This window comes from Cypionkella sp. PAMC25878 (assembly GCF_058135695.1).
Map to the genome: position 1 here is coordinate 1,540,973 of NZ_CM176871.1, position 24,488 is coordinate 1,565,460.

Consider the following 24,488-nt stretch of genomic DNA (forward strand, 5'->3'; position numbering starts at 1 on the left):
GTCTGGGGTTGCTGCGAAGGGGGGCGCTGAAGCGCACCCTACGTTCGGCCTAAGTGGTGGGGTGAACCCCGCCCTACTTGCGGCATCTGGCCTTGGCGGGTAAACGGGGCCAATTCATTTGCGGAGAGACCCCATGTCCATCGACATCGACACCGCGCGCAAGGTGGCTAAGCTGGCGCGTATCCGGGTGGAGGAAGCGGCTTTGCCGAAGCTCGCCGAGCAGTTGTCTGGCATCCTTGGGTTCATGGAGCAGCTGAATGAGGTCGATGTGACGGGCATCGAGCCGATGGTTTCGGTGACGCCGATGCGGCTGGCGCGCCGGGCGGATGTGGTGACGGATGGCAACCAGCAACGGGCGATTCTGGCCAATGCGCCGGATGCGCGGGAAGGGTTTTTTGCAGTGCCGAAGGTGGTGGAATGAGCGCGCTTATGTCTGGTGGTGCAAACACTTGGACCATTGCGGCGGCGCGGGATGCGCTGCGCAAGGGGGAGATTTCGGCGGTTGATCTGACGATGTCTTGTTTGACGGCGATCGACGCGGGCGATGCGCTGAACGCGTTTGTGCATAAGACGCCGGAGATGGCGTTGGCGCAGGCGCGGGCGGCTGATCTGCGGATTGCTGCGGGGAATGCACCGGATATGTGCGGGATTCCGTTGGGGATCAAGGATGTGTTCTGTACCAAGGGGGTGCCTTCGCAAGCCGCGTCGCACATCCTGAAGGGGTTTGTGCCGGAATATGAGTCGACGGTGACTTCGAAGCTGTTTGGCGCGGGGGCGGTGATGCTCGGCAAGCTGAACATGGATGAGTTTGCGATGGGGTCCTCGACGGAAAGCAGTTGCTATGGGCCTGCGGTCAATCCGTGGAAGGTCGACGAGGTGTTGCGCACTCCGGGTGGGTCTTCGGGCGGCTCGGCGGCAGCGGTGGCGGCGGATTTGTGTTTGGGCGCGACCGGGACGGATACCGGGGGCTCGATCCGGCAGCCTGCGGCGTTTACCGGCACGACGGGGATCAAGCCGACTTATGGCCGGGTCAGCCGCTGGGGGATTGTGGCTTATGCCTCAAGCTTGGATCAGGCCGGGCCGATGACGAAATCGGTGCGCGATGCGGCGATTTTCCTGCAGGCGATGGCGGGGCATGATCCGAAGGATTCCACCAGCGCGAATATGGCGGTGCCGGATTTTGAAGCGGCACTGACCGGGGATATTCGCGGCAAGAAGATCGGTATCCCGCGCGAGTACCGGATTGAGGGCATCCCGGCAGAGATTGATGCGCTCTGGGCGCAAGGCCGCGAGATGCTGCGCGATGCGGGGGCGGAGATTGTCGATATCTCGCTGCCGCATGCGAAGTATGCTTTGCCTGCGTATTATGTGATTGCGCCTGCGGAGGCGTCATCGAACCTCGCGCGTTATGATGGGGTGCGCTATGGCCACCGGGCGGCTTTGGCTGCGGGTGATGGCATCACCGAGATGTATGAGAAAACGCGGGCGGAGGGCTTTGGGCCGGAAACTCAGCGGCGGATCATGGTCGGGACCTATGTGCTGTCGGCCGGGTTCTATGACGCCTATTACAACCGCGCGCGCAAGGTGCGGGCGTTGATCAAGCGCGACTTTGAGCAGGCGTTTGCGGCGGGGATTGAGGCTATTCTCGCGCCCGCGACACCGACCTCGGCCTTTGGCTTGGGCGAGATGGACAAGGCGACCCCGGTTGAGGTCTATCTCAACGACGTGTTCACCGTGACGGCGAACCTCGCCGGATTGCCGGGGGTGGCGGTGCCGATGGGCCTCGACAGCAAAGGCCTGCCGATGGGGCTGCAACTGCTAGGGCGACCTTGGGATGAGGCGGGTCTGCTCAATCACGCTTATGTTTTGGAGCGGGCTGCGGGCTTTGTGGCCAAGCCAGATAAATGGTGGTAAGCGCCAATATCAGAATAAACCGCCGAGGCAGAGACGATGCGTAGCGCTGTGATGATTTTGGCCGCCCTCGGGCTGGCTGGGTGTGGAACCGCTGTACCCGATTCGGGTGCGGGCGTCGGGTTTCAGGATTATAATGCCTATAACGCGCCTGCCCCGGTGGCTGCGGCACCTGCCGCTGGCTTCACGCCGGGCGGGGCGCTGGCTGCGATTGACAAGGCCGAGGGCAAGAATACCGATACCGCGCTGACGCCGACCAATGTGCCGCTCAGCACGCAGGCGGCGGCCTCGCCCTATGCCGCCCCAGCAGCACAACCTTATGGCCAACCGCAGGGTGCGGTGATTGGTGGCGGTGAGCGCGCGCGCGGCAATGCGCCGGCGGGGATTGCTGAGACCACCTCCGAGATGGCGAATGTACCGGGGTCGGCGGCCAATGTTGGCACCGTCTCGGATGAGCAGGACTTTCAGGCGGTGACCAAGCGCGAATCCATCGAGAGTGACAAGGCCCGGATTGAGCGTAACCGCGCGCAGTATCAGGTCGATCAGCCGACGGCTTTGCCGCAGCGCTCTGGCAGCGACGCGCCCAATATCGTGCAATTTGCGATCTCGACCAATCATCCCAAGGGCACGCAGATGTACAAGCGTGGCGGGCTGCGGCTGAACAGCTATAACGCGGCGTGTGGCAAGTTCCCCTCGCCGGACCTTGCGCAAGAGGCGTTCTTGGCGGCAGGCGGGCCGGATCGCGACCGCAAGGGCCTCGACCCGGATGGCGACGGCTATGCCTGCGCTTGGGATCCGACGCCGTTCCGGGCTGCCGTTCAGAATTGAGCTTGGTGACGACCCCGCCGCCTTGGCCCTCGCCCAATTTTGGCGAAAGGCGGGGTGGCGTTTTGCCATCTATTATCGTGATCCATTACACCGCTATGGCGTCTTGCGCCGAGGCGCGGGCGCGGCTGTGCGATCCGGCGTTTGAGGTTTCGGCGCATTGGCTGGTGTCGGAGACCGGGGTGGTTGAGGGCTTGGTGCCAGAGGTATCAAGGGCTTGGCACGCGGGGGCGGGGGAGTGGGCGGGGATCACCGATGTGAACTCGGCCTCGATCGGCATTGAACTGGCGAACACCGGGCTTCAGCCGTTTGCGGAACCGCAGATGGCGGCGCTGGAAGACTTGCTCAGAGGTATCGTGCAGCGCTGGGCGATTCCGGCACATCGGGTGATTGCACATTCGGATATGGCACCGATGCGCAAGCGCGATCCAGGGGCGCGGTTTGATTGGCGGCGGTTGGCGTTGCAGGGGCTGTCGGTGTGGCCGGAAAATGTTGAGCCAGACGCATCACTTGACCAAATGGAAGTGTTTATGCTGAACGCCAAGCGTTTTGGCTATCCGCCGGACGCATCTCCACTTTTTGTGATTGATGCGTTTCGTACGAGATTTAGACCCGCTTATACCAAGGGTCGTGCCAATGCGGACGCCCCAATCGGGATGGACGGCGCGATGATGGCAAACCTCGCCGCGCGCTTCCCGGTTGACGTCGCAGATGGCGAAGGGTAAGCCGCCCCTCGCGCGGATGGCTGGATGACCGCGGGGCGCAAGCTCCGAGGAAAGTCCGGACTCCATGAAGGAAGGGTGCCGGGTAACGCCCGGCGGGGGCAACCCCAGGGAAAGCGCCACAGAGAAAAGACTGCCGTGGTGTTCAGGGCTTGCCTTGGACGGATCTGCGGCGATGGTGAAACGGTGGGGTAAGAGCCCACCACGGTCTTGGTAACAAGAACGGTATGGCAAGCCCCACCCGGAGCAATGCCGAATAGGGGCCTCGCGTGGTAAGGTCCGCGACTGTCAAAGGTGCTGAGCCTGCGGCGATAGCGGAGACCACCACAGGGAACTTTCAGCCCAGAGGCCCGGGTTGGCAGCTTGACTGCCCGTGGTAACACGGGTGGCAGAGGAATGGTCATCCAAGGGGGCAACCCTGGGACAAAATCCGGCTTATAGGCCATCCGCGCAAATTCTCGGCCTCAGTGATCGGCAAAAGCATCTTGCGGTGTAAAACCTGCACCGGCTCTGGATTGCTCTTTGCTAAATACTCAAAATCTAAGGCTTGTGGCAGGTCCTACGCCTAAAACCGGGCCGTCCCGCCGCCCCAAGAACCCACCGCGCGTCAGCGCTAAAGACTCTTGCGCGGCACGCGCGCAATTAGATCACCGCAAGATCGCAGAACTTGCGGTTTGGCTGTTGACTCTGCCGCCTTGATCCGTAAAAGGCAGGCTTCAAGAGATTTCGCAGGGCAACGGTGTTGCCTTGATGCAGGAGAGACGACTATGGCCAAACCGGCGACGATCAAGATCCGTCTGAACTCGACGGCTGGCACCGGGCACTTCTATGTGACCAAGAAGAATGCTCGGACCATGACCGAGAAAATGACGGTCAACAAGTATGACCCCGTCAAGCGTCAGCACGTTGAATACAAAGAAGGCAAGATCAAGTAAGATCTTCCCCTTCGCTGTGCGGAAGTGCCGCGCCCTTTGGGCGCGGTTTTTCGTTTTGCGCGGGGCAGGTTCTATGCCTTAAGCGGGACGTATCGGTCGGGCACAGAGGTGATCATGGAACGCAGCCACTACGAAGAACATTATGTCGCGCGGGTCGGTTGGCTGCGCGCAGCTGTGCTCGGGGCGAATGACGGTATCATCTCGACAGCATCGCTGATCATGGGGGTGGCAGCGGCCTCTGGGCGGACCGAGGTGCTGGTGGCGGGGATGGCGGGATTGGTCGCCGGAGCGCTGTCGATGGCGGCGGGGGAATATGTTTCCGTCTCCTCGCAAGCTGATACCGAGAAAGCCGATACCGCGCGTGAGCGGGCGGAGATTGCGGCTGACCCTGCCGAGGAGTTGCGCGCGCTGGCGGGGATCTATGAGGATCGCGGCTTAACCCCGGCACTGGCGTTGGAGGTTGCAACGGCCCTGCATGCGAAAGATCCGCTGGCAGCGCATTTGCGCGATGAATTGGGTTTTTCCGAACATACCGAGGCGAAGCCTTTGGTGGCGGCAGGGGCTTCGGCTGCGAGTTTCGCGGTGGGGGCCGCTTTGCCGATGGCGACGGCGGCGCTGGTGCCCGCGGCGGGGATCAGCCTGTGGGTGACGGTGTTGTCGCTGATTTTTCTGGCCGTGCTTGGGGCGATTGGTGCCAAGGCGGGCGGCGCGCCGATGGGGCGGGCGGTGGTGCGGGTGACATTCTGGGGGGCTGTGGCGATGGGCGTGACGGCAGTGGTCGGCATGGTGTTTGGCGCAGTGGTTTAGACGGCCGCTTGCTCGGGCCAAAGGCCGGGGCTGGTGTCCGTCGTTTGAAAGAAGGAGGTTGCCGCCCCCCGGCGCGAAGGGCGCCTCCCCCTGCGAGTATTTCCAAAAGAGCAACGCAAAATTTTAGATAAGTTTTAGGCAGTTTGCGCAAAGCGAAAGGCCGGGGATTTTCCCGGCCCTGCTGTTCAGCTTTTATTCGCCGCCATTGGTGGCGCGGTCGTTCTGGCGGGCTTTGCGGTCTCCGGCTTCGCGGTTTTGGCCACCGGCGTTCGGCTCGGTGTTGCCGGGGATTTTATGCGCGTGCTTGGTGGCTGCCGCGTCCATCTTGTGCTTTTGCGCCTCGGCTTGCACGGTGAACTTGGTATCGGCGGCTTGTTTGGTGTGTTCGAGTTTGCTCATGTTGCGTCCTCCTGTGGTAAGTTAACGCACAGGACGCGCAAGGGTTCCGGGCAAAGAAAAACCCTGCCAGCGCGCGGCTGGCAGGGTCTGACCGTTTAGCGCTGTTGTTGGGGCTTAGCGGCGGTCGCCCAAGAATTGCAGCAGGAACATGAACATGTTGATGAAGTCGAGATACAGGTTCAACGCGCCCATGATCGCCGATTTGCCCAGCCAGTCGCTGTCACCGCTCTCTGCGTGTTGCAGGTAGGTATTTTTGATCGACTGGGTGTCATAGGCGGTCAGGCCTGCGAAGATCAAAACACCGATCGCCGAAATTGCGAAGGCCAGAGCCGACGAAGCCAAGAAGATGTTGATGATCGACGCCACGACCAAGCCGATCACGCCCATCATCAAGAACGTACCCATCGCCGACAGGTCTTTCTTGGTGGTGTAGCCGTAAAGCGACAGCGAGGCGAAGGCGATGGCGGTCACGAGGAAGGTCGTCACAACCGAAGCGCCTGTGAACACCAGAAGGATCGAGCTGAGCGAAATGCCCATCGCCGCCGCGAAGACGTAGAAGAACAGCTGTGCGCCCGCGACCGACAGGCGCGGGATCAGCGCGCCGAACGCAAACACCATCACCAGCGGTGCGAACATCAGCACCCATTTCAGTGGCGACATGTAGATCGCCGAGCCGAAGCTGGTGAGATAGGTGTGATCGCCAATCTGGGCGACGGCTTGCGAAGGCACATCTGTGACAGCAAGGCCAGCGACCGCCCATGCGGCAAGGGCGGTGATCAGCATCGCCACGGACATCAGCCCGTAGACTTTATTCATATGTGCCCGCAAACCTGCGTCGATGTCGGCGCTCCGCGCACCAACGCCGGCGGTCTGGCCCGAGGGGCGGATCGTCTGATAGTCAGCCATGGAAGCCTCCGATTATGGACTGAAGGTCAGGCGCGGATGTCCGCGCTGCCTAATGCTGTCAATATCGGCACTGTTGGCGGTGATTTCAAGGATTTCCGCTGCGGGAAATCCTTGAGGCGTAAATCTTGCAATAACCAGAGGTTAGCGCAGCCCGATCAGCGCAGCCAAGTGGAGGGCACGTCCCATGCCGGGCGGGCGGCTTCGGTTGCGGCTTGGCGCGGCGTGATGCCGATATCGGCCAGCATATTGTCGTCAAGGCGGGCCAGTTGGGCGCGCTGACGGCGGGCGGTCATCGCCAAACGCAGACGTTTGGTGAGATCAGCAAGAGTGCCGCGCGACTGCACATGAGCAACAGCCAATGTGGAGGTGTGGAGCGAGGCGAACATGGTGGTATCCTTTCAGAGTTCATCGGCGTCGGTGATGTGAGTCGTTTGTTTCATCACAACACTTGATCCTTATGCCCGAATAGGTGACATTATGAAAATGAATGGTTTTGACTTCACGCATCAAGGATTGTGATATGTCTCGGAATCTCGACCTCACTTCATTGCGCTCTTTCGTGGCGATTGCTGATGCGGGCGGCGTCACCCGCGCGGCGGGGTTTTTGAACCTGACGCAATCAGCGGTGTCGATGCAGATCAAGCGGCTGGAGGAGATGCTGGACACCCAGCTTCTGGATCGCTCGGCGCGGCAGGTGGGGTTGACCGCCTCGGGCGAGCAGTTGCTGGGCTATGCGCGGCGGATGCTGGCGCTGAATGATGAGGTGTTCGGGCGGTTGACGCAGGATCAGCACGAGGGCGAGATCGTGCTGGGGGTGCCGCATGATATTGTCTATCCGGCTATTCCCCAGGTGCTGCGGCGGTTTGCCAAAGAATATCCGAAGATGAAGGTGTCGCTGACATCGTCGTTTACGCGGGTGTTGAAGGCGCAGTTCGCGCGTGGCGAATGTGATGTGATCCTGACCACCGAGGAATCGGTCGATCCAGATGGGCAGACTTTGGCGGAATTGCCGTTGGTTTGGGTGGGGGCACCAGATGGCGCGGCGTGGAAGGGGCGGCCGTTGCGGTTGGCCTTCGCGCATAACTGCATCTTCCGCCAAGGCGTGCAGGCAGCGTTGAACGCAGCGGGGATGCCGTGGGAGATGGCGGTGGAAAGCGATGACACGCGCGGAATTGAGGCTTCGGTCTCGGCGGACCTCGCGGTACATGCGGTGCTGGCGGGATCAGAGCCGCCGTTTGTGGAACGCATCGCGCATGGTGGGACGCTGCCGGAACTGGCGGTGATCAAGGTCAATATGTATGTCGCCGATCCGGTACATTCCGAGGCGGTCTCGGCACTGGCGGCGATGATCCGGCAGGTGTATCTGTCGCGCGCGATTAGGTCGGCGGCGTGACCCCATTCTCCTCGCCGCCCCGGCTCAAGGCCGGGGCGGCGAGGAGTGGGTGCTAAAGGGTGATCACAACTTTTCCGGTGGCGGCGCGGGTGCGCAGGAGGTCTAGTCCTTTGGGGTAATCCTCGAAAGGGAGTTCGTGGCTGATGTGGGGGCGCAGGCCACCTTCCGCGAACCATTGGAATAGAATGCGCAGGCTGTCGGTCAGCACTTGCGGCGCGAAAGTCAGATAGCCGCCCCAATACAGGCCCATCACGCTGAGGTTTTTCACCAGCAGGTGATTGGCGGGGATCTCGGGCAACTGACCCGAGGCGAAACCGATGGTCAGCAGGCGGCCTTCGGGGCGGCAAGCCGAGAGCGCGGCGGTGAAGGCGGGGCCACCGACCGGATCATAGACCACATCGACGCCGCCCAAGGCTTTGAGGGCGGCTTTCAGATCAGGCGTCTCGCTGTCGAGGGTGATATCGGCTCCGGCTGCGCGGGCGATGGCCAGCTTTTCGGGGCCACGGGCGCAGGCGATCACCTTTGCCCCCATGCGTTTGCCGATTTCCACTGCCGTCAGGCCGACGCCTCCGGCAGCACCAAACACCAACAGAGTCTCGCCGGGTTGCAGGCGGGCTTTGTGCGACAGAGCAAGGTGGGAGGTGCCATAGGCGATCTGGAAGGCGGCGGCTTGCTGGAAGCTCATGCTGTCGGGTAGGGGGATCAGCTGGGCGGCGGCGGCGGTGAGGTATTCGGCCAAAGCGCCGTGGCTGGCAAAGCCTGCAACGCGGGCACCGGGTTTGAGCGTGGTGGATGTGTCGGGGTGCAGGGCGTCAAGGATGCCGGCAAACTCCATCCCCGGAATGAAGGGCATGGCCGGGTGCTCTTGATACTTGCCCTCGGCCATCAATAGATCGGCAAAATTTAACCCGACGGCGGCGATTTTCAACCGGGCCTGTCCCGGTTCGGGTGTAGGCAGCGGATGCTCTGCCTGATGTGCTGGGGTGCCCAAAGCTGCGACTTTCCAAACCTGCATCTTCTGTCTCCGATTGCTGAGCAGGTGGTGTCAGATTTTTTTGGAAACGCCAAGAAAATTGGCTGAATTGCCTATCGGGCTACAATTTCATGGCATGGAAACGATCCCATTCGAACTGGAAACGATGCCATGCGGATGTATTATAGCAATATGCAACTTTTGAGTGTATTTAATTGCAAAATGCAATGCAAAATGGGATACACGTTCAGGGAGAGTTGACTGACAAGCGTAAACGCATGGGGGTGTAGCCCACATCCGGGGGCTGTTTCTTCTCCGCCTGTATAATTGGACATATCCAAAAAGACAGGTTTTCAGAAAGCTTTCGGGGAATCTGAGGAGAAAATCAGTTTTGGCAAAGTTGGCACGGAAATTGCTTTGTATGAGGGTGTTAGGTAGCATTGAAAGTGGAGACTGTTATGAAGCACCCCGTTGACGCTCATGTCGGCAAGCGCATCCGCCATCGTCGGTGGATGATCGGTATGACGCAGCAACAGCTTGCGGATAAGGTGGGCATCAAGTTCCAACAGATCCAGAAGTATGAAACCGGGATGAACCGGGTTTCTGCCTCGCGGCTGTGGGATATTGCAGATGCGCTTGGGGTGACGATTGCATTCTTCTTTGAAGGTCTGGCGGATGGCGCACAAGCCGCACAAGCTGGCCACGATATGATGGCGGATAAAGAAGCACTGGAACTGGTGCGGTCTTATTACGCGATCCCCGAAGCACAGCGGCGGCGCCTGTTCGATCTGGCGCGTGTATTGAGTGAAGCTGCGTAACCGCTGAGCACATAGCTTTGTAGCCCGGCGTGAATTGCCCCCAATTGCGCTGGTTACAAAGCTTGACCGCTCGCCCGCAAGTGCTTAGCCAAGGCTAGACACTTGTGGGCGACGGGCGGTTTAGGCCCCGGTGATGGGGCGAGATATGACGACATTTTCAGACATTGAAGCGCAGGATATCATCCGCACGGCGGCGCTGCTGGCGGATGCGGCGCGGGCGGCGACCTTGCAGCATTTTCGCAGCGATGGTCTGACGGCAGATAACAAGGAAGCGGTGCGGTTTGATCCGGTGACGGTGGCGGATCGCTTGTCTGAGCAGCGGATGCGGGAGATTCTTGCGCAGGCGCGGCCTGAGGATGGGATTCTGGGTGAGGAATTTGCGCCGGTGGTCGGGTCTTCGGGGCTGACTTGGGTGTTGGACCCGATTGATGGCACACGCGGGTATTTGTCGGGTACGCCGACTTGGGGGGTGCTGATCTCGGTCCGCGATGCGTCTGGCGTGATTTATGGCGTGATTGATCAGCCTTATATTGGCGAACGGTTTGAGGGAGGGTTGGGGCGCGCGGAAGTGAACGGGCCGATGGGGCGCAAGGTTTTGCGCACGCGTGAGGCGCGGCCTTTGTCGGAGGCGATTTTGTTCTCGACCTTCCCGGAGGTTGGGACGCCTGATGAGGGTGCTGCGTTCCGCCGGGTGGCGCCAAAGGCGAAGCTGGTGCGCTATGGCATGGATTGCTATGCCTATGGCCTGATCGCAGCGGGGCAGATTGATCTGGTGATCGAGGCGGGCTTGCAGGCCTATGACGTGCAAGCGCCAATCGCGGTGATTGAAGCGGCGGGCGGGATTGTCACCGATTGGTCGGGGCGGCCTTGTCTGGAGGGTGGGCGGGTGTTGGCTGCGGCGAATGCGGCGATCCATGCCGAGGCTTTGACTTTGCTGAACGCGTAGCCGATTTTTGAGAAAAATCGTGGGGGCTGTCTGCCCCCAAGGCAGCTTGGCGCTGCCAATCTGCCTTCCCCCGAGGATATTTGCACCAATGTGAAAGCACTTGGCGCTTGCGCTTGGCTTTGGTAGGTTTGGCGGCGCGAGTCCTTAACTCCCCCTTCTGTCGCGCATTCCCTGATCCACCGAAGGGGGTGGTGCTAAGGGGAAATCATGTCCGAAATTCTGATCAAGAACGCTGATGTCGTGGTGACGATGGATGGCGCGCGCCGCGAGATTGCGCGGGGTGATGTGTTGCTGCGCGGTGGGGTGATTGCGGCGGTGGGGCAGGGATTGGCGACGACAGGCGCGATGGTGGAGGCGCGCGGCTGCGTGGTCACACCCGGTTTGGTGAACACGCATCATCATCTCTATCAGACCCTGACGCGGGCGGTGCCGGGCGGGCAGGATGCCTTGCTGTTTGGCTGGTTGCAGACGCTTTATCCGATCTGGGGGAAGTTTGGGCCGGAGGAGATGTTTGTCTCGGCGCAAGTCGGGTTGGCGGAGCTGGCTTTGTCGGGCTGTTCTTTGACCTCGGATCATCTCTACCTGTTCCCGAATGGCGCGCGGTTGGATGATACGATTGCGGCGGCGGGCGAGGTGGGGCTGCGGTTTCATCCGACGCGTGGGGCCATGAGTATTGGTGTTTCGGATGGAGGCTTGCCGCCGGATGCTTTGGTGGAGCGCGAGGCTTTGATCCTTGAGGATTGCATCCGGGTGGTGGACCGCTTTCACGACAAGGCCGAGGGCGCGATGGTGCGGGTGGGGATTGCGCCGTGTTCGCCGTTCTCGGTTTCGCGCGATCTGATGCGCGAAGCAGCGGTTTTGGCGCGTGATAAGGGCGTGATGTTGCACACGCATCTGGCCGAGAATGAGGAGGATATCGCCTATTCGCTGGCAAAGTTTGGCTGCCGTCCGGGGCAATATGCCGAGGATCTGGGCTGGACGGGCGACGACGTCTGGCACGCGCATTGCGTGAAGTTGGACGCGGGTGAGATTGATCTGTTTGCAAGGTCTGGCACTGGGGTGGCGCATTGCCCATGCTCGAATTGTCGGTTGGGGTCGGGGATTGCGCCGGTGCGGGCGATGCGTGACGCGGGGGTGAAGGTGGGGCTGGGGGTGGATGGCTCGGCCAGCAATGACGCCGGCAATCTGATCCTTGAGGCGCGGCAGGCGCTTTTGTTGCAGCGGGTGTCGCGCGGCGCGGATGCGATGGCGGCGCGTGAGGCGTTGGAGATCGCCACTTTGGGCGGCGCGAAGGTGTTGGGGCGCGGCGATTGCGGGTCGATTGAGGTCGACAAGCGGGCGGATATTGCGATCTGGGATGTGTCGGGGATTGAGGCGGCTGGATCTTGGGACCCGGTGGCGAGTTTGATCCTGTGCGGGCCGACACGGGTGCGGGATTTGTTTGTCGAGGGGAGCGCGGTGGTGCGGGATGGCCGGATGGTGACGATTGATTTGGCCCGCGTGATCGCGCGGCAAAATCAGATGGCGCTGCGGTTGGTCGGCTGACCCCTGCTGCGGGACAATTTGACGCGGCCCGATCTGAGCCTGATTCGTCGTCTGGCTGCGCCTTGGTGTTGGCGGAAACTCGGCCTAAAGGTTTGTTTTTGAAGAAATTTACAGCTTGAGATTGCGTGGCTTGACCGGCCCGCTGAAAGCACCGGATTGACTCGGCGCTGAGGCTGAAAATCCAATTCCCAGCGTGTAATTGCTGCCTTTATCCTACTATGGATCCCGGTTTTTGTTGTTGTTCCAGATCATGGCTCGTCATCGCATTCAAGGATCAGAATGCGAGTGTTAGGGAAAACTCTGGAGAATATTATGGCAATTACCGGAACTCCGACGACAATCGGGGATGACATCGTCACGGTCACGCCGACAGGGTCGTATTCGATCGACGCGCAGGCGGGGAACGACAAACTGGTGCTGGATTTCTCGTCTTTGGGCGGGGATATCGGCTACACTTATGTCGGCAGCGGCTATTACCGCTACACGGATGGCGTGCGCACCACGGTCGATTTTCTGAACTTTGAACGCTATGATATCACGGGTGGCGCGGGCGCTGACCTGCTGGTCGGTGGCGCTTTGGCCGACCGTTTGGTGGGCAACGCGGGCAATGACCGTTTTGAGGGCGGACTGGGGGCCGATACGATCATCGGCGGCACTGGGATGGACCGTTGGGTCGCGGATTATTCCACCTTTGCCAGTGCCGTGAGCCTTGACCTGCTGGGCGTCGGGGTTTCGACAGTGGTCGGCAGCGGCGTGACGCTGAGCGGGGTGGAGGCGATCTCGCTGAGCACGGGGGCGGGGGCGGATGTGATCAACACCGCAGCCTACAGCGCCAATGATGATGTGTCGACCGGTGCGGGCAACGACTATGTGGCGCTTGGCCGTGGCGTCGATAGCGCGCATGGCGGTGACGATATCGACACGTTGCGGATGGATTGGTCGGGTATGACCGACCCGAATGCGGGCATCAGCAATGTCTATGTTGGCAGCGGATGGTATCGCTATGGCAATGGCGCGGATCGGTTGGATTATCAGGGCTTTGAGCGCTATGACTTGATCGGCGGCGCGGGCGGTGATGTGCTTTATGGGGCTGCGCTGAACGACACGCTGACGGGCAATGCTGGCAACGACCTGTTGGCCTCGGGCGGCGGTGTGGACAATGTCAGCGGCGGCGACGGCATTGATATCTGGCGGGTCGATACCTCGGCCCGGTCGACCGCCACGCAGATCAACCTGCAAACGCAGACCACCAACTATGGCGCGGTTCTTGCCGGGATCGAGCGTATCGAGTTCACTGGCGGCAATGGCGCTGATCAAGTCACGGCGCTGGCTGGGGTTTACAACGACTCGATTTCGACCGGCAACGGCAACGATCTGGTGTCAACCGGGCGCGGTGTGGACGGCGCTGACGGCGGTGCTGGCACCGTTGACAAGTTGGTGATGGATTGGAGCGCGATCAGCGATCCGCGTCAGGGCATCAGCCTGAGCTATATCGGTTCGGATTGGTGGCGTTATCAGGCGACAAGTGGCGACCGCTTGGATTTCCGTTACTTCGAGACCTATGACCTGCGCGGTGGTGCGGGGGATGACGCGCTGACCGGAGGGGCGCTGAACGACACGCTGATCGGTAACGGCGGCGATGATACGCTGAACGGCGGCATCGGTGACGGCACATTTGATGGCGGTGCAGGCAATGATCTGTGGACGGCCGATCTGTCGGCCCAAGGCATTGCCTTGTTCAACGCCGTGACCAGCCAGACCGCTGCGCAGATGACGGGCCTTGGGCTTTCGGTCAGTGCAATCGAGCGGCTGAGCCTGACCACCGGCAACTTTGCCGATGTGATCAGCACCGAAGGCTTTGCGCTGAACGACTACATCGGCACCTCGGGTGGCAATGACAAACTGAACGGTGGCTTGGGCTTTGACACGCTGGATGGCGGCAGCGGCAATGACATCATGACGGTGAATTATGCCACGGCGACCAGTGCTGTCAGCAATATCTACGTTGGAAGTGGGTTTAACCGCTACCAAATGGCCGACGGCACGGCGAGCGTGGATTGGATCAACATGGAAAGGTTCGCACTGACCGGTGGGCTTGGCAATGACTCGCTCAATGGGGGTGCCTCGGGCGATACGTTGATCGGCAACAACGGCGATGATGTTCTTAACGGCAATCGCGGGATGGACAGCATCGTCGGTGGCAATGGCCGTGATACCTATATTGGCGATTATTCCAACCTTGCCACGGCGGTCACGTTGACGCTGACGGCGGCAGGGGCGGGCACCATTGGCGGCGCGGGCACAAAGCTGGTCACGGTTGAGAACATCAACCTGAGCACAGGGGCCGGGGCTGACGTGATCAATCTCGGCGCGGCGACTGGCAGCGATACGCTTGCCACCGGCAACGGCGATGATGTGGTGAACTTGGGGCGCGGCATCTATGAAAGCGTAGATCTTGGGCTTGGCACCGACACGCTGACACTGGATGCGTCGCTGGCAACGGCGGGCCTGCGCGAGTGGTATATCGGCAGCGGCTATACCCGTATCCAAGCCACCGACAGCAGCTATACCGCCGATATGGCCGGTGTGGATCATCTGAACGTGGCGGGGTCGGCCTATAGCGATCACATCTACGGCTTTGATTTGTCGGATACGCTGAACGGCAAGGCGGGCACCGACTTCCTTGACGGCGGCAAGGGGGATGACATCCTGACCGGCGGCACCGGGGCTGACCTGTTCATCTTCAGCGATCTTTACAACGCGGGGCATGATCTGATCTCGGATTTCGACGACGGTGATCTGATCCGTCTGACGGGCTATACTGTCACCGGATCGGTTGGGGCTGGCGATGGCAGCACGCTTCTGACCGGCGGGGTACAGGTTTCCAGCGCGGGCGGCGTCAGCACGCTGCATATCGGGCTGGATGCCACTGCGGGGGCGGATCTGAACATCGACCTCACCGGCAGCTTCGTTGGCGCGGACTTCCTGCTGTCAGGCAGCGACATCCTGTTCGTCTGATCCCCGCTAAACCACGAACGCACAGGGCCGGGGTGATCCCGGCCCTATGGCATTTTTGCGGGGGGCATTTTTCCGGCGCGGGTCATCGTTTCGCAGGTTTTGATTTACAGCCCTGCGGGTTTCGGCTAATCCCCAGATCATGATCACCCGGACCGCCCTTATTGCCCGTCCCCGACGCCTGCGCTGAAAAGCTTAGGCGTTTGATCCGCTTTGGCCCGGCGAAATGGGCCTTCCCTCGTTGACTTCCCATACAGTCCTTGGCTACGCCTAGGCTTTCCCGTGAAAGGCCCTGCCCATGATCACCGCTGTTTTGCCCACTTATAACCGCGCGCCGATGGCTTTCGTCAAAGGCGAAGGCTCTTGGCTGACGGCGGAGGATGGCAGCCGATATCTGGATTTGGGCGCGGGGATTGCGGTGAATTCCTTGGGCCATGCCAATCCGGCGTTGGTGGCGGCTTTGACCGAGCAGGCGGGGCAGTTGTGGCATGTCTCGAATCTGTATCGCATTCCGCAGCAGGAAAAGCTGGCGCAGATGTTGGTGGACAAGACCTTCGCCGACACAGTGTTCTTTACCAATTCCGGCACCGAAGCCTGCGAATTGGCGGTGAAAATGGCCCGGAAATATCACTATGACAATGATATGGCCGACCGGGTCGATATCATTGCCTTTGAGGGCGCGTTCCATGGACGCTCGACGGCGGCGATTGCGGCATCGGGGTCTGAGAAGATGGTCAAGGGCTTCGGCCCGCTGATGCCGGGGTTTCGCCAGTTGAAATGGGGCGATGAAGATGCGATCCGGGCGGCAATCACCACCCGGACCTGTGCGGTGATCATCGAGCCGGTGCAGGGCGAGGGTGGGATTCGGGTCGCCACCGACGGCTATTTGCAGCTGCTGCGCGATCTCTGCGATGAGACGGGCACGCTGCTGATCTTCGATGAGGTGCAATGTGGGGTGGGCCGGACTGGCAAGCTGTTCGCGCATGAATGGGCGGGCGTCACACCCGACATTATGATGGTCGCCAAGGGCATTGGCGGCGGCTTTCCTTTGGGCGCGGTTCTGGCCACCGAAAATGCGGCAAGCGGCATGGTCGCGGGCACACATGGCTCGACCTATGGCGGCAATCCGTTGGGCTGTGCGGTGGGGGCGAAGGTGATGGAGATTGTCGCTGATGACGCGTTTCTTGACGCGGTGTCGCGCAAGGCGGCGCAGTTCCGGCAGGGCCTCGAAGGCTTGGTCGCTTCGCACCCAACCGTGTTTGAAGCGGTGCGCGGGCAAGGGTTGATCTTGGGGTTGAAGTGCACGGCGCTGAACTCTGATATCGTCAAAGCCGCCTATGCCGAACATCTGCTGACCGTGCCTGCGGCGGATAATGTGCTGCGGCTGCTACCGGCCTTGAACATCCCCGAGGCGGATATTGCCGAGGCTTTGGCGCGGCTGGATCGCACTGCGCTTCGGATCGAGGCAGCATAATGCGACTGATCCACCCCAGCGCCGAAGCAGCACTTTGTGCATCCCGACGAGTCTTTGGCTGACCCTTTGGTCATCCTCTGTGTTCAAATATCCTCGGGGGTCCGGGGGCGGAAAGCCCTCGGCGCTCTCAACCAAAGAGACGCTTCATGAAACATTTCCTCGATATCCACAAAACCGACGCCAGCGAGTTGCGGGCGATGATCAACTCGGCGCTGGCGATGAAAACCGCGCGCAACAATCGCCCGAAAGGCACGCCGGATGATGACCAGCCCCTGGCCGGGCGGATGGTGGCGCTGATTTTCGAGAAACCCTCCACGCGGACGCGGGTGTCGTTTGATGTCGGGGTGCGGCAGTTGGGCGGGCAGACCATGGTGCTTTCCGGCAAGGAAATGCAGTTGGGCCATGGTGAGACGATTGCCGATACCGCGCGGGTTTTATCGCGCTATGTCGATCTGATCATGATCCGCACCTTTGAAGAGGCCACGCTGCTGGAGATGGCTGAGCATGCCACGGTGCCGGTGATCAATGGGCTGACCAACCGCACGCATCCCTGTCAGATCATGGCGGATGTGATGACTTATGAAGAACATCGCGGGCCGATTGCGGGCAAAAAGGTGGTTTGGGCCGGGGATGGCAACAACGTCTGCGGCAGCTTCCTGCATGCGGCGGGGCAGTTTGGCTTTGATTTCACCTTCACCGGGCCGGAGACTTTGGAGCCGGAGGGTAAGTTCATCGGGTTTGCCCGCGAGAAGGGCAGCCGGGTGACGATTGAGCGCGATCCAGCCAAGGCGGTCACGGGGGCGGATTTGGTCGTGACCGATACTTGGGTGTCGATGCACGACCCGGAGTCGGCCAAGGAACGGCGGCACAATCAGTTGCGGCCTTATCAGGTCAACGAGGCTTTGATGGCCCGGGCCAAGCCGGATGCTTTGTTTATGCATTGCTTGCCCGCGCATCGCAATGATGAGGCGACTTCTGCGGTGATGGACGGGCCGCATTCGGTGATTTTTGATGAGGCGGAAAATCGGCTGCATGCTCAAAAGGCGGTGATGCGCTGGTGTTTGGGGGTTTGAGGTTTTGGCTGTCCACGCGTGGACAGGGGTGCTGATTCATAAGAATCAATGAGTTACCCGGCGCTGGTTTACATTTTGTTAACCAGCGCCGGATTGAGGGGAGCGATAGCCCCCCTTGCATATTTGGGCTTTGTGCGGCCATCTGTTGGGGATAAATTATCACCCGAAAGGCCTCTCCCATGCAAAATCCGGTTCCGTTCTTCACCCATTCCCTCACCGCGTTGTCGAAGATCCTTGATAAAGCCGAGGCTTTTGCCGAAGCCAAGAAGATCAAGCCTGAGGTGATCCCGCAGTTGCGGTTGATCGCGGATATGTTGCCGCTGTGGCGGCAGGTGACGATTGCCTGTGATCACGCCAAAGGCGCGCCTGCGCGGCTGGCGGGGGTTGAGGTGCCGAGCTTTGCCGATACCGAAACCACGCTGGCTGAATTGAAAGAGCGGATCGCCAAGACCATCGCGTTCCTCGCCACCATCCCGGCAGAGGCGTTTGACGAGGCCGAGGCGCGCACCATCAGCGTTAAGGCGGGGCCGCGCGAGTTGTCGTTTCCGGCGGTGAAGTATTACCACGGCTATGCGGTGCCGAATTTCTATTTCCACATGGCGACAGCCTATAACATCCTGCGCGCCAATGGCGTGGATGTGGGCAAGACCGATTTCTTGGGGGCATAACCATGTCCACGGCTTTGCTGGTGATCGACGTGCAGATGGCCTTTGTGGCGCGGCGTGAGGCGGGCTTTGTCTGGGGCAATCCTGACGCCGACACCGGTATTGCGACCCTGTTGGCCGCCTTTCGCGACAAGGGCTTGCCGGTGCTGCATGTGCATCACAACGACCCGAACCCCGGCGATAGCTTTCATGCCGATCAGCCGGGATCGGCGGTGCAGCCGTTGGCTGCTCCGCTGGCGGACGAGGCGGTGTTTATCAAGCAGGGCTCGTCTGGGTTTATTGGCACTGGGCTGGCGGATCATCTGACCGCTGAGGGCATCACCGGCTTGGTGATTGTCGGCGGGGCGGCGAATTACTGTGTGGAATCCACCGCGCGGATGGCGGGGAATCTGGGCTATGCGACCACGGTGGTCGGCGATGCGCTGATCAATTTCCGCCAGCGTTTGCGCGATGGCCACGAAATGGCGGCGGGCGATGTGCTGGCGCTGACCTTGGCCAATCTGGATGGCGAGTTCGCGCATATCGCCTCGGTGAATGAGATTCTGACTCAGGTGGCGAGCTGACCCACCGCGATTGCAACTGTTAAAGCGGTTTCAGACCATCGGCGGCGGCGGTGCGATGGGCCAGCGCCGTGACGATCAGCAGCACGACGGCGAGAGCGGCGTAGGTGGCGCGAAAGCCGATGTGGTCGGCGATGAAACCGATGCTGGACGGGGCCACCAGAATGCCCGCATAGCCGACCATGGTGACGGTGGAAATTGCGGCTCCGGCGGTCATGCCGGGGTGGTTGCCTGCGGCGGAGAACAGGATCGGCACCATGTTGGCGACGCCTAGCCCTGCAAAGGTAAAGCTGGCGATGGCTATGATGTCATTCGGGGCCAGCGCGCCGCCCAGCAGGCCAGCGGCAGAGATAAGCCCCGAAATTTGTAGGGTTTTTACCGCGCCAAAGCGATTGCGCAAACGATCACCTACAAAGCGCATCGCAGCCATCGCCGCAGCGAATCCGGCAAAGCCAAGGCCCGAGCGGAACAAATCCGAGCCAAGTTCTCGGCTGAGGTAGATCGCGGCCCAGTCCAGCACCGCGCCTTCTGGGACCATGCAGAACAGCGCCATGAAGCCCAAAATCCACAGGCTGGCATCACGGGGCAGCAGGGCGTGCGGTTTGGGTTTGGTCTCGACGGGATGGGGGGCGTCGGCGATCAGTTTTGGGCTTGCCAGCAGCACTGTGACCAGAGCGATACAGGCGACGATCAGGGCTTGGGTCTCGGCCCCCCACTGTGCGATGATGTAGCTGCCGCCAAGGCCGCCGATGAATCCGCCCAGGCTCCAGAAGCCGTGGCTGGAGGACATGATGGCGCGGCCCATCCGGCGTTCGACCTCGACCGCGTTGGCGTTCATCGCCACATCCATCGAGCCGAGCACTGCGCCCATCAAAGCCATGGCGGGGGTCAGCAGCCAGAGGTTCGGTGCCAGCACCACCAGTGGCAAGGTGGGGGCGGCGGCAAGGCCGAAGGCGCGGGCGATGCGGCGCGAGCCATGGCTTTGGATCAGGCGACCGGCGAACAGCATGGCGCCGACCGCGCCAAGGCCAAGCGCGAGGATCAACAGGCCCAGAGTGGTGGCGCTGATATTATGGCGGGTCAGCAGCAGCGGGATTTGCGGCGCCCATGCGCCCATCACGAAGCCATTGGTGGCGAACATCGCCGCCACTGGCCAGCGTCCGGTTTGTGTTTGCTGCATCTGATCCTCCCGTTAGCGCTGACAGGATTAGGGTTTGGCGCGCGGGAGGGAAAGGGGCAGGGTCGCACCTTTTGTTTCAACTGTTTCAGCAGCACTGTCCGTCGCGCAAGCTTCCTAGGCTGATTTTAGGGGTGTGGATGGTTATCGCCTGCGGTGAAGCGCCATTCGGTAATCTGGGTCAGGGTTTCACCTTTAGCCAAGGTGATCGGCGGGAAGCCGGGCTTGTTTGGGGCATCGGGCCAGCCTTGGGCTTCGATCGCGAGGCCTTTGTAGGCGTCATGACGGCAGTCGTAGATCTGGATGCCGGGTTCGGTGGTGGCGACGGTCATTTTGGTGCCGGTGCGGCCTGTCAGGATGAGGACATCGCGCAGGGGGTGCTGAGTTTGGTCGAGACAAAAGCAATTATCAAGGTCGGGGGAGTGGGGCGCGACGGGCTTGGCTTTGCGGAAATCGAACATATCGCTGGTGGGACGGATTTCTCCGGTCGGGATGAATTCATCGGTGGCGGGGAGGTAGTGGTCGGCTTTGATCTGCAGGCTGTGGCCGGTGAAATCGGATGTGCCGTCGAGGTTCCAATAGCTGTGGTTGGTGGCGTTCAGCAGGGTGTCGGCATCTGTTGTGGTGGTGATGGTCAGGCGCAGGTTGGCGGGGGCTGCGACCTGAAACAGCGCGGTGATGCGGCGGGTGCCGGGGAAGCCGCCTTCATTGTGGGGGAGGGTGAGGGCGAGGAGGCACTCGGTTTCAGTCGCGTGGATGAGGTGCCAGACTTTTAGGTGGGTGCCTGCATCGCCGGAATGTAGGGTGTGTTGGCCGTTGAAATTGACTTGGAAGGCTAGGGTTTCGTCGTTGAGGGGGGCTTGGGCGTTGGTCAGGCGGTTGACAACGGGGGCGATGATGGAGCCGTGATAGCGTAAAGGGCCTTCGTAGTCGGCGAGGGCTTCGGAGCCTAGGGTGAGGTCATAGGGGATATTTTTTAGGCGGACGGATTGGATTACAGCGCCCCAAGTCAGGATTGCGACGGTGAGATCGCCCGCGGTGAGGGTGATTTTCTCAACCGCTTCGCCTGTGGTGGTGGTGCCGAAATGTGCCATCTGTGCCTGCTGTTTTGATCCTAGCCTGCGGCGATGAAGCTGTATCATCGCCGCGAGGTCAAGCGGGTTTGGCGGTGGCGTTTGCGCGCGTCAGCCGTTCAGGCAATCGGTCAGGGCTTTGGCAATGCTGCGCATCAGAGTGTCATAGGCGTCGGGGCCGAAGGGGAGCGAGGAGCCGACGGGATCGAGGGCTGCGCCAAGTTTGGTGGCGGTGCCCCGCATCAGTTGCGTCAGCATCGCCGGGTCGTGTTGCACTTCGGGGAAAGCGCAAGTGTAGGCGCCGGATTTTAGCTCGGCTTGCAGTTCGGTCAGTTTGGCAGCACCGGGGGTGGAGGCATCGCCCAAGGCCAGAGAACCGTGATGGGCAAGGCCGTAATGGGCGGCGAAATAGCCGTAGGCGGCGTGGAAGGTGACAAAAGGTTTGTCTTTGATTGCGGATAGTTGCGCGGTGATCTCGGCATCCATCGCGGCGATGCGGGCCTTGGTCGCGGCGGCGTTGGCGGCGTAGGTGGTGGCGTGTTCGGGGTCGAGGGTGGAGAGGTCGGCGGCGATCAGATCTGTCCAGATCGCGGCATTGGCGGGATTCATCCAGACATGGGGGTCGGTGCCGTCATGGGCGTGGCTGTGTTCGGCGTCGGTGGTGTCGGACTCGTCGTGGGCGTCTTCTTCCTCGCCTTGGCCTGCGGGATAGGCTTGGGTTTCGGTGCCTTTCGCATCCAGCAGGGCCAGCGAAACTGCCTTGCTGTCGGTCATCGCGCGGTCAAGCCATGGCGTCAGCTCGGGGCCGATCCAGATCACGGTGTCGGCGTCGGCTATGCTTTGCATCTGGCTGGGGCGGAGCTGGAAATCATGCTCATCCGCGCCTTTTTCCAGCAGCAAAACAGGGGTGCCGAGGTCGCCCATCACTTGCGCCACAAGGGCGTGAACCGGGGGGATGTCGGTGACAACTTTGGGGACTTCTGCGAGGGCAAGCGTTGGCAGACTGGCAAGCGCGAGTGATATGACATAACGCATCGGTAGGGCCTTTTGTTTGGCGACAAGGGGCGGTATGATTGTTATAGTATAACATGTCAAGGGGGCCGCATGGCGCATCTTCATTCTGACGCTTGCCCCGGCTGCGAGGTGCCGGATCTGGCCTTTGCGGCGCATGACCACGCGCATTGCAGTGCGGATGCGCTGGCACGGGCTGAGGCTTTGGTGGCTGAAAAGGGCCTGCGGCTGACACCGGTGCGCCGGAGGGTGCTGGAGATTTTGCTGGAGGAGCATCGGGCGCTTGGGGCCTATGATGTGCTGACACGGCTGGCCGCCGAGGGCTTTGGCAATCAGCCGCCCGTGGCCTATCGAGCGCTGGACTTTCTGGAAGAACAAGGACTTGCGCATCGCATTCGGCGTTTGAACGCCTTCACCGCCTGTATGCATCCGGGCGAGGCGCATGCGCCTGCTTTTCTGATTTGCCGGGGCTGTAATGTGGTGGCCGAAGCCCCCGCAGCGCCTGTGATGGCGGCTTTGCAGGCGGCAGCGGGGCAGAGTGGGTTCGTGATTGAACGCTCCACCATCGAGGCTTTGGGGCTGTGCCCAAGCTGTCAGGTGGCAGCATGAGCCTGCTTGCGGCGCAAGGAATCACGGTGCGGTTTGGCGGCGAGGCGGTGCTGTCGGATGTGTCCTTGGCGATTGAGCCGGGGGAGATTGTGACGATTCTGGGGCCGAATGGCTCGGGCAAATCGACGTTGTTGCGGGCTTTGCTGGGGATTTTGCCGCTGGCTGCGGGGGTTGTGACGCGGGCTGCCGGGCTGCGTTTGGGCTATGTGCCGCAGAAGTTGAGCATTGATCGCTCGATGCCGATGACGGTGCGGCGGTTTTTGTCGCTTCCGGTGCGGGTGGGGGACGTTGAGGCCACGTTGGCGCTGGCGCGGGTGGGTCTGCCGGGGCTGGAGCAGCGGCAGATGGCGGGGCTGTCGGGCGGGCAGTTTCAGCGGGTGCTGTTGGCGCGGGCGTTGTTGTCTGCGCCGCAACTGCTGCTCTTGGACGAGCCGACGCAGGGTCTGGATCAGCCCGGTGAGGCCGGGTTTTATCGGCTGATTGAGGAAGTGCGGCGTGAGACCGGGGCGGCGATTTTGATGGTCAGCCACGATTTGCATGTGGTGATGGCGGCGTCGGATCGGGTGATTTGTCTGAACGGCCATATCTGCTGTCAGGGCTCGCCCGTGGTGGTCTCAAACGCGCCGGAATATCGCGCGCTGTTTGGGCTGGGATCGCAAGGCGCGCTGGCTTTGTATCAGCACCAGCATGATCACAGCCACGAGCCGGATTTGGTTGATGCCCATGGCCGCGCGCCGTCGGACCCGCATCATGGACATAATCATGCTTGATAACCTGCTGGGGCTTGACGATTTTCTGGTGCGGGCGGCTTTGGCCGGTCTGGGCTTGGCGCTGGCGACCGGACCTCTGGGGTCATTCGTGGTCTGGCGGCGGATGGCGTATTTTGGCGATGCGACCAGCCATGCGGCGATTTTGGGCGTGGCTTTGGCGCTGGCGTTGCAGTTGCCGATTGGGGTGGGCACGCTGCTGGTGGCGCTGGCGATGGCGGGGACGGTTTCGACCTTGGCCGCGCGCGGTTGGGCGATGGATACGACGTTGGGCGTACTGGCCCATTCGGCTTTGGCGTTTGGTCTGGTGGCGATTTCCTATGTGCCTGGGGTGCGGGCCGATCTTTCGACTTATCTGTTTGGCGATATTCTGGCGGTGTCCAAGGCCGATCTGGGGTTTATCTGGGCCGGGTCTTTGGGGGTGGTGGCGCTGCTGGTCTGGCGTTGGCAGGCGCTGCTGACTGCCACGCTGAATGAAGATCTCGCCCATGCTTCTGGCCTGAACCCGGATCGCGAGCGGTTGGTCTTGACGCTGGCCTTGGCTTTGGTGGTGGCGGTGGCGTTGAAGATCGTCGGGGCTTTGCTGATCGCGGCGATGCTGATCATCCCGGCGGCGGCGGCGCGGGGGCTGGCGCGGACGCCGGAAAGCATGGCGGCTTATGCGACGGGGTTTGGCGGGCTGGCCTGTTTGGTCGGGCTGCGGCTGTCGTTGTGGCAGGATACACCTGCGGGGCCGTCGATTGTCAGTGCGGCTGCGGTGATTTTTGCGCTGGTGGCGGTGTTTGGCAGGATGCGACGCGCGTAGACCCGGGCCACGATTTTTCTCAAAAATCGTCTCGGTTGCGCGCGCAGCAATGCCGCTTTCTGGCGACTATGTCGTTTTC

At 61.3% G+C, this 24,488-nt stretch carries 25 protein-coding genes and 1 other RNA gene; 19 read left to right on the forward strand and 7 right to left on the reverse strand.

Annotated features, from left to right (window positions below):
* Positions 1 to 133 precede the first annotated feature (133 nt).
* The 7 genes from gatC to ACS5RD_RS07260 all read left to right on the forward strand — a co-directional run bounded on the left by gatC (position 134) and on the right by ACS5RD_RS07260 (position 5,200).
* Positions 134 to 421 carry an Asp-tRNA(Asn)/Glu-tRNA(Gln) amidotransferase subunit GatC gene (gatC, locus tag ACS5RD_RS07230; RefSeq protein ID WP_054005705.1) on the forward strand — a complete coding sequence of 96 codons (288 nt, stop codon included), beginning with the start codon at positions 134 to 136 and terminating at the stop codon, positions 419 to 421.
* On the forward strand, positions 418 to 1,914 hold the full coding sequence (gatA, locus tag ACS5RD_RS07235) for an Asp-tRNA(Asn)/Glu-tRNA(Gln) amidotransferase subunit GatA (RefSeq protein ID WP_489930617.1): 1,497 nt from the start codon (positions 418 to 420) through the stop codon (positions 1,912 to 1,914). The genes gatC and gatA overlap by 4 nt, the downstream gene beginning before the upstream one ends.
* Positions 1,915 to 1,950: 36 nt before the next feature.
* Entirely contained in the window at positions 1,951 to 2,739 is a 789-nt protein-coding gene (locus ACS5RD_RS07240) for a hypothetical protein (RefSeq protein ID WP_489930618.1), read from the forward strand.
* 62 nt (positions 2,740 to 2,801) lie between these two features.
* On the forward strand, positions 2,802 to 3,461 hold the full coding sequence (locus ACS5RD_RS07245; protein ID WP_489930619.1) for an N-acetylmuramoyl-L-alanine amidase: 660 nt from the start codon (positions 2,802 to 2,804) through the stop codon (positions 3,459 to 3,461).
* A 12-nt stretch (positions 3,462 to 3,473) separates the two neighbouring features.
* Positions 3,474 to 3,912, forward strand: an RNA gene (gene rnpB / locus ACS5RD_RS07250) — RNase P RNA component class A.
* A 313-nt stretch (positions 3,913 to 4,225) separates the two neighbouring features.
* On the forward strand, positions 4,226 to 4,393 hold the full coding sequence (gene rpmG, locus ACS5RD_RS07255; protein ID WP_054005708.1) for a 50S ribosomal protein L33: 168 nt from the start codon (positions 4,226 to 4,228) through the stop codon (positions 4,391 to 4,393).
* Positions 4,394 to 4,507: 114 nt separating this feature from the next.
* A complete protein-coding gene (locus ACS5RD_RS07260; RefSeq protein WP_054005709.1) occupies positions 4,508 to 5,200 on the forward strand; it encodes a VIT1/CCC1 transporter family protein in 693 nt (230 codons plus the stop codon).
* 192 nt (positions 5,201 to 5,392) lie between these two features.
* On the opposite strand, the gene ACS5RD_RS07265 is transcribed toward ACS5RD_RS07260, so the two are convergent.
* The 3 genes from ACS5RD_RS07265 to ACS5RD_RS07275 form a co-directional block, all read right to left on the reverse strand.
* Positions 5,393 to 5,599: a hypothetical protein gene (locus ACS5RD_RS07265; RefSeq protein ID WP_054005710.1), complete on the reverse strand. Its 207-nt coding sequence runs from the start codon at positions 5,597 to 5,599 to the stop codon at positions 5,393 to 5,395.
* A gap of 114 nt (positions 5,600 to 5,713) precedes the next feature.
* Positions 5,714 to 6,505 carry a Bax inhibitor-1/YccA family protein gene (locus ACS5RD_RS07270; protein ID WP_489930620.1) on the reverse strand — a complete coding sequence of 264 codons (792 nt, stop codon included), beginning with the start codon at positions 6,503 to 6,505 and terminating at the stop codon, positions 5,714 to 5,716.
* A 155-nt stretch (positions 6,506 to 6,660) separates the two neighbouring features.
* Positions 6,661 to 6,891 (reverse strand): DUF1127 domain-containing protein, encoded by a 231-nt coding sequence (locus ACS5RD_RS07275; protein WP_054005712.1) that lies wholly within the window; start codon positions 6,889 to 6,891, stop codon positions 6,661 to 6,663.
* Between the two features lie 134 nt (positions 6,892 to 7,025).
* Here ACS5RD_RS07275 and ACS5RD_RS07280 point away from each other — a divergent pair, with 134 nt between their 5' ends.
* Complete coding sequence (locus ACS5RD_RS07280) at positions 7,026 to 7,898, forward strand: LysR family transcriptional regulator (protein WP_489930621.1); 873 nt, start codon at positions 7,026 to 7,028, stop codon at positions 7,896 to 7,898.
* A gap of 52 nt (positions 7,899 to 7,950) precedes the next feature.
* On the opposite strand, the gene ACS5RD_RS07285 is transcribed toward ACS5RD_RS07280, so the two are convergent.
* The gene (locus ACS5RD_RS07285; RefSeq protein ID WP_489930622.1) at positions 7,951 to 8,913 is read right to left on the reverse strand and encodes an NADPH:quinone oxidoreductase family protein; all 963 of its coding nucleotides are present in this window, start codon (positions 8,911 to 8,913) and stop codon (positions 7,951 to 7,953) included.
* A gap of 416 nt (positions 8,914 to 9,329) precedes the next feature.
* Here ACS5RD_RS07285 and ACS5RD_RS07290 point away from each other — a divergent pair, with 416 nt between their 5' ends.
* The 8 genes from ACS5RD_RS07290 to ACS5RD_RS07325 all read left to right on the forward strand — a co-directional run bounded on the left by ACS5RD_RS07290 (position 9,330) and on the right by ACS5RD_RS07325 (position 18,970).
* Positions 9,330 to 9,689, forward strand: coding sequence for a helix-turn-helix domain-containing protein (locus tag ACS5RD_RS07290; RefSeq protein WP_489930623.1), 360 nt, complete (start codon positions 9,330 to 9,332; stop codon positions 9,687 to 9,689).
* 145 nt (positions 9,690 to 9,834) lie between these two features.
* On the forward strand, positions 9,835 to 10,635 hold the full coding sequence (locus tag ACS5RD_RS07295; protein WP_489930624.1) for an inositol monophosphatase family protein: 801 nt from the start codon (positions 9,835 to 9,837) through the stop codon (positions 10,633 to 10,635).
* Positions 10,636 to 10,842: 207 nt separating this feature from the next.
* Positions 10,843 to 12,180 carry an 8-oxoguanine deaminase gene (locus tag ACS5RD_RS07300; RefSeq protein WP_489930625.1) on the forward strand — a complete coding sequence of 446 codons (1,338 nt, stop codon included), beginning with the start codon at positions 10,843 to 10,845 and terminating at the stop codon, positions 12,178 to 12,180.
* Positions 12,181 to 12,492: 312 nt separating this feature from the next.
* Positions 12,493 to 15,198, forward strand: coding sequence for a beta strand repeat-containing protein (locus ACS5RD_RS07305; protein ID WP_489930626.1), 2,706 nt, complete (start codon positions 12,493 to 12,495; stop codon positions 15,196 to 15,198).
* Between the two features lie 295 nt (positions 15,199 to 15,493).
* Positions 15,494 to 16,669 (forward strand): aspartate aminotransferase family protein, encoded by a 1,176-nt coding sequence (locus tag ACS5RD_RS07310; RefSeq protein ID WP_489930627.1) that lies wholly within the window; start codon positions 15,494 to 15,496, stop codon positions 16,667 to 16,669.
* Between the two features lie 146 nt (positions 16,670 to 16,815).
* A complete protein-coding gene (gene argF / locus ACS5RD_RS07315) occupies positions 16,816 to 17,742 on the forward strand; it encodes an ornithine carbamoyltransferase (protein ID WP_489930628.1) in 927 nt (308 codons plus the stop codon).
* 179 nt (positions 17,743 to 17,921) lie between these two features.
* A complete protein-coding gene (locus ACS5RD_RS07320) occupies positions 17,922 to 18,410 on the forward strand; it encodes a DUF1993 domain-containing protein (RefSeq protein WP_054005720.1) in 489 nt (162 codons plus the stop codon).
* Positions 18,411 to 18,412: 2 nt separating this feature from the next.
* Positions 18,413 to 18,970, forward strand: a complete 558-nt coding sequence (locus ACS5RD_RS07325; protein WP_489930629.1) for an isochorismatase family protein — start codon at positions 18,413 to 18,415, stop codon at positions 18,968 to 18,970.
* Between the two features lie 19 nt (positions 18,971 to 18,989).
* Here ACS5RD_RS07325 and ACS5RD_RS07330 read toward each other — a convergent pair whose 3' ends face one another.
* The 3 genes from ACS5RD_RS07330 to ACS5RD_RS07340 form a co-directional block, all read right to left on the reverse strand.
* The gene (locus ACS5RD_RS07330; RefSeq protein ID WP_489930630.1) at positions 18,990 to 20,147 is read right to left on the reverse strand and encodes an MFS transporter; all 1,158 of its coding nucleotides are present in this window, start codon (positions 20,145 to 20,147) and stop codon (positions 18,990 to 18,992) included.
* 125 nt (positions 20,148 to 20,272) lie between these two features.
* A complete protein-coding gene (locus ACS5RD_RS07335) occupies positions 20,273 to 21,238 on the reverse strand; it encodes an aldose epimerase family protein (protein ID WP_489930631.1) in 966 nt (321 codons plus the stop codon).
* Positions 21,239 to 21,328: 90 nt separating this feature from the next.
* Positions 21,329 to 22,252: a zinc ABC transporter substrate-binding protein gene (locus ACS5RD_RS07340; protein WP_489930632.1), complete on the reverse strand. Its 924-nt coding sequence runs from the start codon at positions 22,250 to 22,252 to the stop codon at positions 21,329 to 21,331.
* Positions 22,253 to 22,321: 69 nt separating this feature from the next.
* Between ACS5RD_RS07340 and ACS5RD_RS07345 the strand changes: the two genes are divergently transcribed.
* From ACS5RD_RS07345 to ACS5RD_RS07355, 3 genes are read left to right on the forward strand one after another with little or no spacing between them, the layout of a single operon-like run.
* Positions 22,322 to 22,837, forward strand: coding sequence for a Fur family transcriptional regulator (locus ACS5RD_RS07345; RefSeq protein ID WP_489930633.1), 516 nt, complete (start codon positions 22,322 to 22,324; stop codon positions 22,835 to 22,837).
* Entirely contained in the window at positions 22,834 to 23,607 is a 774-nt protein-coding gene (locus tag ACS5RD_RS07350) for an ATP-binding cassette domain-containing protein (protein WP_489930634.1), read from the forward strand. Before ACS5RD_RS07345 ends, ACS5RD_RS07350 begins: the two co-directional genes overlap by 4 nt.
* The gene (locus ACS5RD_RS07355; protein ID WP_489930635.1) at positions 23,600 to 24,409 is read left to right on the forward strand and encodes a metal ABC transporter permease; all 810 of its coding nucleotides are present in this window, start codon (positions 23,600 to 23,602) and stop codon (positions 24,407 to 24,409) included. Before ACS5RD_RS07350 ends, ACS5RD_RS07355 begins: the two co-directional genes overlap by 8 nt.
* Positions 24,410 to 24,488: the final 79 nt, after the last annotated feature.

Excerpts from the sequence above, each read along its gene's own strand:
- ACS5RD_RS07325 (WP_489930629.1), top strand. The coding sequence starts at position 18,413 with ATGTCCACGGCTTTGCTGGTGATCGACGTGCAGATGGCCTTTGTGGCG.
- ACS5RD_RS07260 (WP_054005709.1), top strand. The coding sequence starts at position 4,508 with ATGGAACGCAGCCACTACGAAGAACATTATGTCGCGCGGGTCGGTTGG.
- ACS5RD_RS07290 (WP_489930623.1), top strand. The coding sequence starts at position 9,330 with ATGAAGCACCCCGTTGACGCTCATGTCGGCAAGCGCATCCGCCATCGT.
- ACS5RD_RS07355 (WP_489930635.1), top strand. The coding sequence starts at position 23,600 with ATGCTTGATAACCTGCTGGGGCTTGACGATTTTCTGGTGCGGGCGGCT.
- argF (WP_489930628.1), top strand. The coding sequence starts at position 16,816 with ATGAAACATTTCCTCGATATCCACAAAACCGACGCCAGCGAGTTGCGG.
- ACS5RD_RS07280 (WP_489930621.1), top strand. The coding sequence starts at position 7,026 with ATGTCTCGGAATCTCGACCTCACTTCATTGCGCTCTTTCGTGGCGATT.
- ACS5RD_RS07295 (WP_489930624.1), top strand. The coding sequence starts at position 9,835 with ATGACGACATTTTCAGACATTGAAGCGCAGGATATCATCCGCACGGCG.
- ACS5RD_RS07340 (WP_489930632.1), bottom strand. The coding sequence starts at position 22,252 with ATGCGTTATGTCATATCACTCGCGCTTGCCAGTCTGCCAACGCTTGCC.
- gatA (WP_489930617.1), top strand. The coding sequence starts at position 418 with ATGAGCGCGCTTATGTCTGGTGGTGCAAACACTTGGACCATTGCGGCG.
- rpmG (WP_054005708.1), top strand. The coding sequence starts at position 4,226 with ATGGCCAAACCGGCGACGATCAAGATCCGTCTGAACTCGACGGCTGGC.
- ACS5RD_RS07320 (WP_054005720.1), top strand. The coding sequence starts at position 17,922 with ATGCAAAATCCGGTTCCGTTCTTCACCCATTCCCTCACCGCGTTGTCG.
- ACS5RD_RS07265 (WP_054005710.1), bottom strand. The coding sequence starts at position 5,599 with ATGAGCAAACTCGAACACACCAAACAAGCCGCCGATACCAAGTTCACC.
- ACS5RD_RS07270 (WP_489930620.1), bottom strand. The coding sequence starts at position 6,505 with ATGGCTGACTATCAGACGATCCGCCCCTCGGGCCAGACCGCCGGCGTT.
- ACS5RD_RS07335 (WP_489930631.1), bottom strand. The coding sequence starts at position 21,238 with ATGGCACATTTCGGCACCACCACCACAGGCGAAGCGGTTGAGAAAATC.
- ACS5RD_RS07305 (WP_489930626.1), top strand. The coding sequence starts at position 12,493 with ATGGCAATTACCGGAACTCCGACGACAATCGGGGATGACATCGTCACG.
- gatC (WP_054005705.1), top strand. The coding sequence starts at position 134 with ATGTCCATCGACATCGACACCGCGCGCAAGGTGGCTAAGCTGGCGCGT.
- ACS5RD_RS07300 (WP_489930625.1), top strand. The coding sequence starts at position 10,843 with ATGTCCGAAATTCTGATCAAGAACGCTGATGTCGTGGTGACGATGGAT.
- ACS5RD_RS07240 (WP_489930618.1), top strand. The coding sequence starts at position 1,951 with ATGCGTAGCGCTGTGATGATTTTGGCCGCCCTCGGGCTGGCTGGGTGT.
- ACS5RD_RS07350 (WP_489930634.1), top strand. The coding sequence starts at position 22,834 with ATGAGCCTGCTTGCGGCGCAAGGAATCACGGTGCGGTTTGGCGGCGAG.
- ACS5RD_RS07275 (WP_054005712.1), bottom strand. The coding sequence starts at position 6,891 with ATGTTCGCCTCGCTCCACACCTCCACATTGGCTGTTGCTCATGTGCAG.
- ACS5RD_RS07285 (WP_489930622.1), bottom strand. The coding sequence starts at position 8,913 with ATGCAGGTTTGGAAAGTCGCAGCTTTGGGCACCCCAGCACATCAGGCA.
- ACS5RD_RS07330 (WP_489930630.1), bottom strand. The coding sequence starts at position 20,147 with ATGCAGCAAACACAAACCGGACGCTGGCCAGTGGCGGCGATGTTCGCC.
- ACS5RD_RS07310 (WP_489930627.1), top strand. The coding sequence starts at position 15,494 with ATGATCACCGCTGTTTTGCCCACTTATAACCGCGCGCCGATGGCTTTC.
- ACS5RD_RS07345 (WP_489930633.1), top strand. The coding sequence starts at position 22,322 with ATGGCGCATCTTCATTCTGACGCTTGCCCCGGCTGCGAGGTGCCGGAT.